The organism is Geodermatophilus sp. SYSU D00742 (genome assembly GCF_054049935.1).
In genome coordinates this window covers 14,459-27,614 of sequence record NZ_JBJGYJ010000046.1, presented here as the reverse complement: position 1 = coordinate 27,614, position 13,156 = coordinate 14,459, and the positions used below count along the sequence as shown (strand labels likewise).

Here is a 13,156-nt window from a genome sequence, read left to right as displayed (position 1 = left end):
TTCCACGGGCAGAAGCGGTCCCGCACCTCGAGGACGAGGTTGATCGGGGCGGGGTAGCGGCGGGCGGCCAGCGCGCGGTCGACGTCGACCAGGCGCACCCACAGCGCGTCCCCCGGCCGGGTCCCCCCGCGCGGGCCGGTCCCCTGTCCTCGCCGGCCGTCCTCCCCCCGTTGGCGGATCCGCGCTCTGTTGGGGATAACGGTCGACGGGAGAGCGCGGTCGGACCCGTGGGACGGCCCCGTGACCGGCGGCCGGCGGGCCCGCGCCGCCGGCCGCCGTCGGGTCAGGCCTGGGCGCCGGCGGGCACCGCGTCGGCCGCGGTGCCCATGTCGTCCGGCGAGCCCTCGGCCCGGCCGGGCACCCGGGCCGACACCGCGGGAGCGGGCTGCGGCTCCTCGAACGCCTCCGGCGGCGGGCACGAGCACACCAGGTTGCGGTCGCCGTAGGCCTGGTCGATGCGGCGCACCGGCGACAGGTACCCGCGCCCGCGCAGCGCCGGGACGGGGTAGACGGCGTCCTCCCGCGGATAGGGGCGGTCCCACTCCCCCGCGAGCATCGCCAGCGTGTGCGGGGCGTTGCGCAGCGGGTTGTCGGTCCGGTCGTACTCGCCCGCGGCGACCTTCTCGATCTCGGCGCGGATGGCGACCATCGCGTCGACGAACCGGTCCAGCTCCCCCTGGTCCTCGCTCTCGGTCGGCTCGACCATCAGCGTCCCGGCCACCGGGAAGCTCATCGTCGGGGCGTGGAAGCCGAAGTCGACCAGCCGCTTGGCGATGTCGTCGTTGGTGATCCCGGTGGCCCGGGTCAGCGGGCGGATGTCGAGGATGCACTCGTGGGCGACCAGACCGCCGGCGCCGGTGTAGAGCACCGGGTAGTGCTCACGCAGGCGCGCGGCCAGGTAGTTGGCCCCGAGGATGGCGTGCTCGGTCGCGCGGGTCAGCCCGTCAGGGCCCATGAGCCGCAGGTAGGCCCACGAGATGGGCAGGATGCCCGCCGAACCCCAGGGGGCCGCCGACACCGCCGGCCCGCGGGTCCCGGTGTCGACCAGGGGGTGCCCCGGCAGGAACGGCACCAGGTGCTCGCGGACGCCGATCGGCCCGACTCCCGGACCGCCGCCGCCGTGCGGGATGCAGAACGTCTTGTGCAGGTTGAGGTGGCTGACGTCGGAGCCGAACCGGCCCGGCCGGGCCAGACCCACCATCGCGTTGAGGTTCGCCCCGTCGACGTAGACCTGTCCCCCGGCGTCGTGGACGGCGGCGCAGATCTCCTGGATCTCGGTCTCGAAGACCCCGTGCGTCGACGGGTACGTGATCATGATCGCGGCCAGCCGGTCGGCGTGCTGGTCGATCTTGGCCCGCAGGTCGACGACGTCGACGTTGCCGGCCTCGTCGCAGGCGACCACCACCACCCGCATCCCGGCCATGACCGCGCTGGCGGCGTTGGTGCCGTGGGCCGACGACGGGATGAGGCAGACGTCGCGGTGCGTCTCTCCCCGGGAGTGGTGGTAGCCGCGGATGGCCAGCAGCCCGGCGAACTCGCCCTGGGAGCCGGCGTTGGGCTGCACGCTGACCGCGGCGTACCCGGTGATCTCGGCCAGCGCGGTGCACAGCTCGTCGATCAGCTGCCGGTACCCGCGCGCCTGCTCCGCGGGGGCGAAGGGGTGCAGCTGCGCGAACTCCGGCCAGGTGATCGCGGCCATCTCCACCGCGGAGTTCAGCTTCATCGTGCACGAGCCCAGCGGGATCATCGTGCGGTCGAGCGCGAGGTCCTTGTCCGCCAGCGACCGCAGGTAACGCAGCAGCGCGGTCTCGGAGCGGTGGGCGGAGAACACCGGGTGGGTGAGGAACGGGGAGCGGCGACGCAGCCCGGGCGGGAGCGCGTCGGGGCCGTCGTCCTCCGCCGTCGCCTCGTCGGCCGGGACGCCGAACGCCTCGGCGACCGTGCGCAGCGTCCCGAGGGTCGTGGTCTCGTCGCAGGCCACCCCGACGGTGTCGGGGTCGACCAGCCGCAGGTTGACCCGCCGCTGTGCGGCGGCGGCGACGACGTCGGCCGCGCGGCCGGGCACCCGGGCGAGCACCGTGTCGAAGAACCGGTCGTGGACGACCTCCACTCCCCCGGTACGCAGCCACGCCGCCAGCGTCTGGGCGCTGCGGTGCACCCGCGCGGCGATCGCGGTGAGGCCCTCGGCGCCGTGGTAGACCGCGTACGTGCCGGCCATGACGGCGAGCAGCACCTGGGCGGTGCAGATGTTGCTGGTCGCCTTCTCGCGACGGATGTGCTGCTCACGGGTCTGCAGCGCCAGCCGGTAGGCGACGTCGCCGTCGGCGTCCACCGAGACGCCCACCAGCCGGCCGGGCAGCTGCCGGGCCAGTCCCTCGCGGACCGACAGGTAGCCGGCGTGCGGCCCGCCGTACCCCATGGGGACGCCGAACCGCTGGCTGCTGCCGCAGGCCACGTCGGCGCCCCACTCCCCCGGGGCCTCGAGCAGGGTCAGCGCGAGCAGGTCCGCGGCCACGACGACCGCGGCGCCGGCCTCGTGCGCGGCGGCGACCAGTGCCCGGTGGTCGCGGACGGCGCCGCCGGCCCCCGGGTAGGACAGCAGGACGCCGAACGCGCCGGCCTCGGGCAGGTCGGCCGGCCAGCCGGCGGACAGGTCGGTGACGTGCAGCGCGATGCCCAGCGGCTCGGCGCGGGTGCGCAGCACGGCGAGGGTCTGCGGGAGCGTGTCGGCATCGACGACGAACACCGCATCGGCCTTCGCCCGGCCCGCCCGGCGCACCAGGGTCATGGCCTCCGCGGCGGCGGTCGCCTCGTCGAGCATCGAGGCGCCGGCGACGGGCAGGCCGGTCAGGTCGGCGACCATCGTCTGGAAGTTGATCAGCGCCTCGAGGCGGCCCTGACTGATCTCGGGCTGGTACGGCGTGTAGGCGGTGTACCAGGCGGGGTTCTCCAGGATGGTGCGCTGGATGACCGCCGGGGTGACCGTGCCGGAGTAGCCGAGCCCGATCATCGAGGTGTAGACGTCGTTGGCCGCCGCGCGCTCCCGCAGCAGTCGCAGCACCGTCGCCTCGTCCGCGGCGGGGGGCAGGTCCAGCGGCGCGCGGTCGCGGACCCCCTCGGGGACGGCGGCGTCGACCAGTGACTGGAGCGTCGGGTGACCGACGGCGGCGAGCATCGTCTCGGTCTCGGCCGGCCGCGGGCCGATGTGCCGGCCGGCGAAGGACCCCGACGGGTCCAGCGCGGAGAGTGCGGGGAGGCTGCCGTCACGGGGGCTGGGAGCACGGTCCGCCATTGCCGCGACGCTACCAGCGCGGCGCCACACTCCAGGCGGTCACGGGGTCGGCGTCAGCGCCGCGCGGAGGTACGCCGTGGCAGCCGGCGACGGTCTGCAGCGTGGGCCGCCGGGCCGGTGGTGTCGGCCGGGAGGCCGGTGGTGTCCCGGCTCAGACGGCGGCGCGGCGGCGGCGGCGCATCGACAGCTCGTCGTCGGCCGGGTGCACGGTGCCCCCGTCGATCCGCTCGGCCGGCAGTTCGGCGAGCTCGCCGGAGAGCTCGCGCAGGGCACCGGAGACGGCGATCCCGAAGACGCCCTGACCGCCGGCGAGCAGGTCGACGACCTCCTCGGCGGAGGTGCACTCGTACACCGTGGCGCCGTCGGAGAAGAGGGTGACGTTGGCGAGGTCCTTGATGCCGCGGTTGCGCAGGTGGTCGACGGCCCTGCGGATGTTCTGCAGCGAGACCCCGGTGTCCAGCAGCCGCTTGACCACCTTGAGCACGAGGATGTCGCGGAACGAGTACAGCCGCTGTGTGCCGGAGCCGGTCGCGCTGCGCACCGAGGGCGCGACGAGGCCGGTACGGGCCCAGTAGTCCAGCTGGCGGTAGGTGATGCCGGCAGCGGCACACGCCGTCGGGCCGCGGTACCCGACCAGGTCGCTGTCGACCTCGTCGTAGGACGGCGCCCCCACAGCGGCGTCGCTGAAGAGCTGACCCTGGGAGCCGTTGCTCTGGTCGCTCACGTCAGCGTCCTCCTCTGCGTCCCGCAGCGTTCGCCGCGGCGACCCCGGCGGGCGCACCGTCGTCCGTGTCACTGCACGTCCCAGGTGTCACACCGGTGTTGTTCGCCGACCGTAAGCCGGGCCCAGGGGTCGGTCAACTGAGGCGGGCGGCGTGTCGCCGCACTCATCCTTCCGGGGGGTATCGGCAGGTGTGGTGGCGGACTTGAGCCGTTCCGGTACCGGTGTTGCCACTGTGACTGGAGTGACTGGAATGACCGGGGTGACCGCCGCGGCGACGGGGGTCACTCAGGGGGTGCCGCCGGAGCCGGAGCCGGCCCCGAAGTCCTCCGGGGAGATCTGGTCGAGGAACTCGCGGAACTTCTCGACCTCGTCCTCCTGCTCGTCGGGGATCTCGATGCCGACCTCGTCGAGCAGTTCCTCGGCCCCGTAGATCGGTGCACCGGTCCGGACGGCGAGCGCGACGGCGTCGGAGGGCCGGGCGCTGACCACCCGGTCGTCGCCGAAGACGAGCTCGGCGATGTAGATGCCGTCGCGCATCTCGGTGATGTTGACCGCCTCGAGCGTGGCGCCGAGCGCACGGATGACCTCCCGGAGCAGGTCGTGGGTCATCGGCCGCGCCGGTCGCACCCCCTGCTGCTCGAAGGCGATGGCGGCGGCCTCGACCGCACCGATCCAGATCGGGAGGTACCGCTCCCCCTGCGTCTCCTTGAGCAACAGGATCGGCTGGTTCCCGGGCAGCTCGACCCGGACCCCGACGACTCTGAGTTCCTGCACGGTGGGGCTCCCTCAGCTGCGGGCCCGCTAGGGGCGGTGGACCGGTCTGGCGGCTGGTGGACGGGTCGGTCTCCGGGGCCCGGGAGCGGGCCCGACGGCGACCACGGTACGCCGGAGTCAGGGACGCAGGAGGTCCCGGAGACGTGCCTCGAGCAAGGCGCCGTGCAGCTGGGCCGACAGCGCGACCAGCTCCCGCAGCTTCTCCGTCGCGCGGGTGCGCGCCTCCTCCGAGCGGGCCCGCAGCACCGGGGCGACCAGCTGCTCGACCAGTCCGGCCTCCCGTTCGGCCCCGTTCTGGTAGACGCGCAGGTGCCGCGGCTCGATGCCGTGCCGGGCCAGCCCGGCCGCCGCCCGCGCGACGGGCAGGTCGGCGGCCGGGTGCCGGCCGTCGGTGTCCGGGGCCAGCAGGCCGAACTGCACGCAGGCGGCCAGCTGTGCCGGCTCGAGGCCGGCCGCCCGGGCGAACTCCTCCGGGGGCAGGCTGCCCGCCTCCGGCTCCGTGGCGGCGACCCCGGCGGGCGCGGGCGCCGAGCCGGGCAACGGCTCACCGCGGTCCAGCGCGTCCAGGTGCTCCTTGATCACCTTCAGCGGGAGGTACTGGTCGCGCTGGGCGGCCAGCACGTACCGCAGCCGGGCGACGTCGGCCGAGGAGAACTTCCGGTACCCCGACGCCGTGCGCTGCGGGTGGACGAGGTCCTCGGACTCCAGGTAACGGATCTTGCTGATCGTCACGTCGGGGAAGTCGTCGCGCAGGACGGTCAGCACCTCGCCGATGGTGAGGCGGGGGGCGTGCTGGTCGTCGGCGTCCCCGAACGCGCTCGCGCGCGAGGCCACCGCGGTCACGCTGCCGTCGGCACCGGCGACGACGCCCGGGAGGGGTGCGCCCGGTGGTTCACGACCGGGACGCGGGCTCGCCCGTGCGCGGACCGGTGAGGTACACGAGCCGGAACTTGCCGATCTGCACCTCGTCGCCCCCGGCCAGGGAGGCGACGTCCACCGGCTCGCGGTTGACGTAGGTGCCGTTGAGGCTGCCGACGTCGTGGACGGAGAAGCCGCCGCCCTCGCGGTGGAACTCCACGTGCCGACGGCTGACGGTCACGTCGTCGAGGAAGATGTCGCTGTCGGGGTGGCGACCGGCGGTGGTCACGTCCTGGTCGAGCAGGAAGCGGCTGCCGGCGTTCGGGCCCCGCTTGACGACCAGCAGCGCCGAGCCCGCGGGCAGCGACTCGACGGCGCCGGCGTGGGCCTCGGTCTCGGTGACCTCGGGGGTCTCGGCGGAGTCCTCACCGCCCACCTTGGGGATGACGCTGGTGGACTCGCCGATCCGCTCCTGGGACAGCGCCGCGCCGCACTGCGCGCAGAAGCGACTGCCCTCGGGGTTGTTGTGGCCACAACGAGTGCAGTGCACGTCTGTCTCCTCCGGTGCAGGGGTGGCACCGCCGCGGGCCAGGTCGGGTGGCCGCGGGCGGCCGGCGGACGACGGGCCGGACAGCCCGTCGCGGGTCGGCCGCCGTGTGGGTCACGGCGGGCCGTGGTCATGGAACCAGTCGGCTGACCCGAGGGTCAACCGGGCGTTCAGGGTGGGATCGTGGCGCCTCCGAGGCATGCCGCGGTGTCCCGCCCCGGGTGAGCATAGTGATCGCCGTCGGGGCCTCCGGCGGGGTCAGGTGGCGTCGACGAGAGCCTGGTAGGCGGCGGCGTCCAGCAGCCCCTCGGTGGGGTCCCCGGCGTCGGCCGGCAGCTGGATCTCCACCAGCCAGCCGGCCCCGTACGGGTCGGCGTTGATCGTCTCGGGCGCGTCGGCGAGCGCCTCGTTGACGGCGCTGACGACGCCGGCCACCGGCGAGTAGACGTCGGACACCGACTTGGTCGACTCCACCTCGCCGATCGGGTTGCCGGGGCCGACCTCCGCGCCGATCTCCGGCAGCTGCACGAAGACGATGTCGCCGAGCGCGTCCTGCGCGTGGTCGGTGATGCCGACCCGGACGACGGCCGCCCCGCCCCCGCCCTGGAGCTGGGCCCACTCGTGCTGGTCGGTGTAGCGGCGGTCGTCGGGGGTGGCCATGCGGCGTCGTCTCCAGTCGCGGTCGGGGGAAGAGCGGGCGTCAGTCGTCGCCGTCGTCCGGCGCAGCGTATTGAGGCGTGTCCAGCGGTCGCAACGCGTCGACGACGACCCGGTCGGACTGCGTGATCTCCACGGTGCCGCCCTGGCGGCCGACCCGGTCGACGACGCCGCCGGGGATGTTCATCGCCGTCTGCAGGTCCTGCGGGGAGCCGATGACCACGACCTCGTAGGGGCTGCTGACCGCCAGGCCGTCGACCCGCAGCTGCCCGGGGTCGCCGGTCACGGCGGTGCTGACCCCGACGCGGACGCCGTCGATCTGCATCGTCTCGGCCCCGGCGCCGCGCAGCTCCTGGACGGCGTCGAGCAGGTCGGCGACGCGGACCTCGCCCTCCGGGTCGCGGATGGTCATGACCAGGCCGGGCCCCTGGGCGGCCACGGTGCCGTTGAGGATGCCGAGCGCCTCGGCCCGGTCGCGGGCCTCCTGGAGGGCCGCCTCGGACCGGCTGTCGCTGTTGGTCAGCTCCCGCAGCGCGGCCCGCTGGTCGGCGATCTGGGCCCGCAGGCGGTCCTCGCTGGCGTTGAGCTCGTCGAGGATGCGCACGAGGTCCTCCTCGCGGGCCCCGGCGAGGTCGTCGTCGGTGCCGGTGTTGCGCACCTGGACGGCGAAGGCGAAGCCGAGCAGCAGCGTCAGCACCGTGATGAGCAGGGCGGCCAGCGGGTCACGCCGCCGGCGGGTGGGGGCGGCGCCGGGGGCCCCCGGGGTCCCGGCGGCCGCGGAGACCTCCGGGCTCCCCGCGGCCGGTACGCCGGGGGGCTCGTGGCCGGGTGTCCCTGCGGTCCCGGCGGGCGTCCCGGCCGTCGCGGCGGGCCGCTCCGTCACCGGCCCGGGCGGCGGCCGGCCCGTCGTGGGCTCGCCCGGGGCGCCGTCCGGCCGGGCGGCGGCGTCCTCGGGCGGCCCGGCGGCGTCCTCCGGGGTGTCCCCGCGGCCGGGCAGCGGCCGCTCGTCGGCGCTCATGCCCGGAACACGTGCCGCCGGATCGCGGCGGCGTTGCCGAAGATGCGGATGCCGAGGACCACGACGACGGCCGTGGACAGCTGGGCGCCGACGCCGAGCTGGTCGCCGAGGAACACGATGAGCGCGGCGACCACGACGTTGGAGACGAAGGAGATGACGAACACCTTCGCGTCGAAGATGCCGTCGAAGCGCGCCCGCACGCCGCCGAAGACCGCGTCGAGGGCGGCGACGACGGCGATGGGCAGGTAGGGCTGGAGCCACAGCGGCACCGTCGGGTCGAAGACGAGGCCGAGCACCACCCCGAGCGCGAGGCCGATGACGGGGATCACGGCTCAGCCTCCGGGCGTGGGGTCGGGGGCCGGTGCCTCGGGTTCCTCGGACAGGGGAACGGCGGAACGGAGCTCCATGGTGCTCCCGGCGGGCAGGGACAGCTCGTCCTCCTGGGCGAAGTCGAAACGCAGTCCGAAGGACGCGGAGTAGCTGGCGAGGGCGACGACCTGGGCGTTGGCCAGGAACCTCGACCGCAGGGTCTCCGGGTCGCCGATGGCGCTGACCAGGTACGGGTTGGTGACCGGCCGGAAGTCGACCAGCACGGCCTCGCCGGCGAACCGGATGGCGGTGGTGGGGCCGAGCCGGTGACCGTTGATGCCGACCGCCTCGGCGCCGGCGGCCCACAACGCGTTGACGACCACCTGCAGGTCGCCGTCGAGCACCTGGCCGCGGGGGTCGGTCTCGTCGCCGCCGCCGACCGGGTCGCTGTCGGCGTCGGGCTCGGCATCGGCCAGGGTGACCAGCAGGCCCGGCCCGGACACCGCGACGAGGGAGGCCCCGAGCTCGGCGTCGGCGAGCTCGTCGAGGGCCCGCTGCCCGACGACGGTGGCGGCCAGCGCGTCGTCCCGCGCGGCGCTGACGTCGCGGCGCAGCTGCTCCAGCTCGGCCGCCAGCGCCTCGGTGAGCTCGTCCTCCTCGGTGATGTCGACGACCAGCGCCTCGCGCACCTCCTCCCGGCCCTTGGCGCCGGCGGCGGCCTGGTCGTAGGTGACCGCGGCCAGCACCCCGGTGACGACCATGACCAGGGCGACCGCACCCTGGCCCCAGCGGCGGCGGGACGGTGACCGCTGCTCCCCCGCCGCGGCGCGGGCCGCCCGGGCGTCGGCGGCCTGCCGGTAGGCCGGGTCGAGGGTCTCGGCCAGCACCTGGTCGAGCAGCGAGGCGCCCAGTGAGCGCGGCCCCCCACCGCGCTGCAGGGTCGAGGTCACGGCGCCGTCCCGGCGCGTTCGGCGCGGACGATGCCCGCGACCTGGACGACGTAGAAGACCCCGGCGAGGACGTAGAGCACCCCGCCCCAGATCGTCAGCGCCCAGGCCAGCGGCTGGGCGACCGCGGCCACGGGGCCCCCGCCGTCGGCGAGCAGCAGCAGGGGGAAGGCGTAGAGCAGGATGAAGGTGGCGGCCTTGCCCAGGTAGTGGACCTGCAGCGGCGGGTACCCGTACCGGCCCAGCACCAGCAGCATCAGCCCGAGCACCAGCTCGCGGCCCAGCAGCACGACGACCACCCACAGCGGGACGACGTCGCGCAGGACGAACGCGACCAGCGTGGCGACGATGTAGAGCCGGTCGGCGGCCGGGTCGAGCAGCGCGCCGAGCCGGCTGGACTGGCCCAGGGCGCGGGCGATCTTGCCGTCGGCCCAGTCGGTGGCGCCCGCCAGCGCGAGCACGACCACCGCCCAGCCGTCGGACTGCGGGCCCAGCAGCAGCCACAGGAACAGCGGCACGCCGAGCAGCCGCAGCACCGACAGCGCGTTGGGCAGCGTCCAGACGCGGTCGGGCAGCTGGTTGCGGTCGGAGACCACCGAGGACCCCGGCGGCGGCCCGTCGGCGAGGGGGGCCGGGACTGCCGCCGACGAACCGTTGGACGACGTCACGAAACCTCCAGCCCGCTGCACACCACCTCCGAGGCTAGTGGCCCGGGCCGACACTCCCCCGGGCGGCGCACCGGAGCACGGCCCCGGGCCCCGTCCCCGCGGACCCGCGCACCGGACGGCCTGGTCGGAGGGCACCGCCGCGGCCCGTCCGGGCGCTCCCGCCGGGCGGGGCGGGCGGTGGGCCGGCCCGGTCCTCCCACGGTGGGGAGGCCGGGATCCCCGTCCTACGCCGGCACGGCGGTCAGCGAGGACGGTGCCGGCTCGTAACCCAGCGGCCGGCGGATGAAGCTGCCGGTGCCGTGGGAGACCGAGCGCAGCGCCCCGGCGTAGGTGAGCAACTCCACCTCGGGCACCTCGGCGCGCACCGTCGTCCGGTCGCGGTCGGGGTCGGCGTCGCTGCCGGTGACCCGCGCGCGCCGTCCGGACAGGTCGCTCATCACCGCGCCGACGTACTCCCCGGGGACGACGACCTCGACCTCGCACCACGGCTCGAGCACCCGGGTGCCGGCCGCGGCGACCGCCTCCCGGAGGGCCAGGGCGCCGGCGGCCTGGAAGGCGGCGTCGGAGGAGTCCACCGAGTGCGCCTTGCCGTCGACGAGGGTGAGGTGCACGTCGACGATCGGGCGGTCTCCGGAGACACCGCGCTCGGCCTGGGCGCGGATGCCCTTCTCCACGCTGCCGTGGAACTGACTGGGCACCGTGCCGCCGACGATGCGCTGCTCGAACACGATCCCCGACCCCGGCGGCCCCGGCTCGGCCTCGACGACCACGATGGCGTACTGCCCGTGCCCGCCGGACTGCTTGACGTGCCGTCCGGTCACCCGGGCCGGAGCGGCGAGGGTCTCGACCATCGGCACCCGCACCGGCACCGTCGTCACCGAGACCCCGTGCCGCACCCGCAGCCGCTCCAGCAGCACCTCGGCGTGCGCCTCACCGACGCACCACAGCAGCAGCTGCCCGGTGTCGGGGCGGCGCTCCAGGCGCACGGTCGGGTCCTCGGCGACGAGCCGGGTCAGCGCGGTGGCCAGCCGGTCCTCGTCGGAGCGGGACGCCGCCTCGAGGGCCACCGGCAGCTGCGGGGTCGGCAGTTCCCAGGGCGGGACCAGGCGCGGGTCCTCCGGCGAGGAGAGGGTGTCGCCGGTCTCGGCGGAGCCGAGCCGGGCCACGGCGCAGATGTCACCGGCCGGGCAGGCCGACACCGGCCGCAGCGCGGCGCCCAGGGGCGAGGAGACCGCGCCGATGCGCTCGTCGACGTCGTGGTCGGGGTGCCCGCGGTCGGCCATGCCGTGCCCGGAGACGTGGACCGGGGTGTCCGGCCGCAGCGTGCCGGAGAAGACCCGCACCAGCGAGACCCGGCCCAGGTAGGGGTCGGTCGTGGTCTTGACCACCTCGGCCACCAGCGGGCCGTCGGGGTCGCAGGTCAGCGCGGGCGCCGGCGAGCCGTCGGGGCGGGTCACCGGCGGGCAGCCGTGCTCCATCGGGCACGGGAAGCCGTTGACCAGCAGGTAGAGCAGCGAGTCGATGCCGATGCCCTGCAGCGGGGCGGCGCAGAGCACGGGGTGGAAGTGGCCGCGCGCGACCGCCGTCTCCAGGTCGCTGATCAGGTCGTTCTGGACCAGTTCGTCACCGGCGAGGTAGCGCTCCATCAGCGCCTCGTCCTCGCTCTCGCCGATGATGCCCTCGATGAGCTCGCTGCGGAGGCGGTCGGCGTCCGGGGCCTTCGCCCCGGGTTCCAGCAGCGAGACCAGGTCCGTGACGGCGCCGTCCGGGCCCCGCTCGACCAGGTGGACGGGGTAGACGCCCTCACCGAGCATCGTCTGGCACAGCCGGACGGTCTCCTCGACGTCGGCCCGGGCGCGGTCGAGCTGGGTGACGACCACCGCCCGCGGCATGCCGACCGCCGCGCACTCCTCCCACAGCTGCACGGTGCCCGCGTCCACCCCGTTGACCGCGGAGACGACGAACAGCGCGGCGTCGGCCGCGCGCAGCCCGGCACGCAGCTCGCCCACGAAGTCCGGCGAGCCGGGGGTGTCGAGCAGGGTGATGCGGTGCTCGGCGTGCTCGACGGTGGCCACGCCGAGGGACACCGACCGCTGCTGGCGGACCTCCACCTCCTCGTTGTCCAGGCAGGTGGTGCCCTCCTCGACCCGCCCGGCGCGCGGCAGGGCGCCGGTGGCGACGAGCAGTGCCTCGGCGAGGGTGGTCTTGCCCGCGCCGGCGTGGCCCACGAGGGCCACGTTGCGCACTTTGCTCGCCGGTCGCGGGGCCGGCGCGGTGCCGGTGTCCTTCGCCACCGGTCAGCCGTTCGCCGGCTCGGGGACGACGGCGCAGGTGCCGGCCGGGTAGAACACCCCGGTGTGCCCGTCGGGGTCCCACTGGACGACGTAGGGCGGGCCGCCGCCCTGGCCCCGTACCTCGAGCACCCTGCCGGTGCGCTCCGGCTCTCCCTGGTGGGTGGAGTGGACGACGATCCTGTCCCCGACTCGTGCTTCCACGGCGGCCTCCCGGCTGTTCCGGAGTTGTGGTGTGGGTCACAGCCTGCCCGCGGGGCGGGGACCGATCAAGGGCCCCCGAGCCCCCGCGGGAACTCCGTCCCGGTGCCGGCGGGGAGGGTCCCGAGCACCGCGGCCGGTGCGCCGACGGCGGGTCGCGACGACGCGGGGACGCCCTCACCGACGGGCCCGGACGCCGGTCAGCCGCCGGCCCCGGCCGCGCCGAGGACGTCGGCGACGGTGAGCCGGCGGGCGTGCCGCCGGTCCACGACCAGGGTGGTGCCCGGGTCCCGGTCCGCGGCCGCGCGGAGCAGGCCGTCCCAGCGGGCGGCGTGCCGGCGCATCGAGCCGGCGGGGACGCCCCGGCCGCGGGCCGCCTGGCCGCTGCGCGCCTCCGCCGGGGACGCGTCGACGAGGACCAGGCGCACCGAGCGGCCGGCCCGCCGCGCGGCGCGGCGCACCAGCGCCCGCCAGCGGGGTCGGGTCCAGGGGTCGGTGAGGACGACGACCGGCGCCGGCCCGCCGATCGCCCGCAGCACCCGCCACCGGTGCCGGCCGTGCACCCACGGGCGCAGCAACCGGTAGGGCACGCGGAACCCGGCCACCGCCAGCCGCGCCGGGACCTGCTCGGAGTCGACGCCGACCACGCCGGGCGCCCCCTCGGCCAGCAGCCGGCGCAGCAGCGTGGTCTTGCCGCTGCCGGGCAGCCCGCCGACGACGACCAGCACGGGCCCGCCGCCGGTGACCGGCGCGCCGCGCCGTCCGGACGCCACCACGACCGCTCGCATCCCGCCGCCTCCCTCCACCGCGTCCGACCGCCAGGGTCCGTGTCCTCCCTCGGAGGGACCCGGACGTCGCCTGGGTACCGGC

13 protein-coding genes are annotated in these 13,156 nt (G+C 75.6%); all 13 read right to left on the bottom strand.

The window, feature by feature from the left end; translation table 11 throughout:
- Window positions 1–283: 283 nt before the first annotated feature.
- Complete coding sequence (gcvP, locus tag ACI78V_RS21380; RefSeq protein WP_456854442.1) at window positions 284–3,292, bottom strand: aminomethyl-transferring glycine dehydrogenase; 3,009 nt, start codon at window positions 3,290–3,292, stop codon at window positions 284–286.
- 151 nt (window positions 3,293–3,443) lie between these two features.
- Entirely contained in the window at window positions 3,444–4,016 is a 573-nt protein-coding gene (locus tag ACI78V_RS21375; protein ID WP_456854437.1) for a MerR family transcriptional regulator, read from the bottom strand.
- Window positions 4,017–4,301: 285 nt separating this feature from the next.
- Window positions 4,302–4,790, bottom strand: coding sequence for a bifunctional nuclease family protein (locus ACI78V_RS21370; protein ID WP_456854435.1), 489 nt, complete (start codon window positions 4,788–4,790; stop codon window positions 4,302–4,304).
- A gap of 117 nt (window positions 4,791–4,907) precedes the next feature.
- A complete protein-coding gene (gene ftsR / locus ACI78V_RS21365; RefSeq protein WP_456854431.1) occupies window positions 4,908–5,624 on the bottom strand; it encodes a transcriptional regulator FtsR in 717 nt (238 codons plus the stop codon).
- Between the two features lie 58 nt (window positions 5,625–5,682).
- A complete protein-coding gene (odhI, locus tag ACI78V_RS21360; protein ID WP_456854428.1) occupies window positions 5,683–6,198 on the bottom strand; it encodes an oxoglutarate dehydrogenase inhibitor Odhl in 516 nt (171 codons plus the stop codon).
- 255 nt (window positions 6,199–6,453) lie between these two features.
- Window positions 6,454–6,855, bottom strand: a complete 402-nt coding sequence (gcvH, locus tag ACI78V_RS21355) for a glycine cleavage system protein GcvH (RefSeq protein WP_456854426.1) — start codon at window positions 6,853–6,855, stop codon at window positions 6,454–6,456.
- 40 nt (window positions 6,856–6,895) lie between these two features.
- Window positions 6,896–7,870: a DUF881 domain-containing protein gene (locus ACI78V_RS21350; protein ID WP_456854424.1), complete on the bottom strand. Its 975-nt coding sequence runs from the start codon at window positions 7,868–7,870 to the stop codon at window positions 6,896–6,898.
- Complete coding sequence (locus ACI78V_RS21345) at window positions 7,867–8,199, bottom strand: small basic family protein (protein WP_456854422.1); 333 nt, start codon at window positions 8,197–8,199, stop codon at window positions 7,867–7,869. Before ACI78V_RS21345 ends, ACI78V_RS21350 begins: the two co-directional genes overlap by 4 nt.
- Before the next feature lie 3 nt (window positions 8,200–8,202).
- Entirely contained in the window at window positions 8,203–9,129 is a 927-nt protein-coding gene (locus ACI78V_RS21340; protein ID WP_456854420.1) for a DUF881 domain-containing protein, read from the bottom strand.
- Window positions 9,126–9,794, bottom strand: coding sequence for a CDP-alcohol phosphatidyltransferase family protein (locus tag ACI78V_RS21335; protein ID WP_456854418.1), 669 nt, complete (start codon window positions 9,792–9,794; stop codon window positions 9,126–9,128). The genes ACI78V_RS21340 and ACI78V_RS21335 overlap by 4 nt, the downstream gene beginning before the upstream one ends.
- Window positions 9,795–10,018: 224 nt before the next feature.
- Window positions 10,019–12,088, bottom strand: coding sequence for an elongation factor G-like protein EF-G2 (locus ACI78V_RS21330; protein ID WP_456854416.1), 2,070 nt, complete (start codon window positions 12,086–12,088; stop codon window positions 10,019–10,021).
- A 3-nt stretch (window positions 12,089–12,091) separates the two neighbouring features.
- Complete coding sequence (locus ACI78V_RS21325; protein ID WP_456854414.1) at window positions 12,092–12,289, bottom strand: DUF1918 domain-containing protein; 198 nt, start codon at window positions 12,287–12,289, stop codon at window positions 12,092–12,094.
- Window positions 12,290–12,486: 197 nt separating this feature from the next.
- Entirely contained in the window at window positions 12,487–13,074 is a 588-nt protein-coding gene (locus tag ACI78V_RS21320; RefSeq protein WP_456854412.1) for an AAA family ATPase, read from the bottom strand.
- Between the last annotated feature and the right edge of the window lie 82 nt (window positions 13,075–13,156).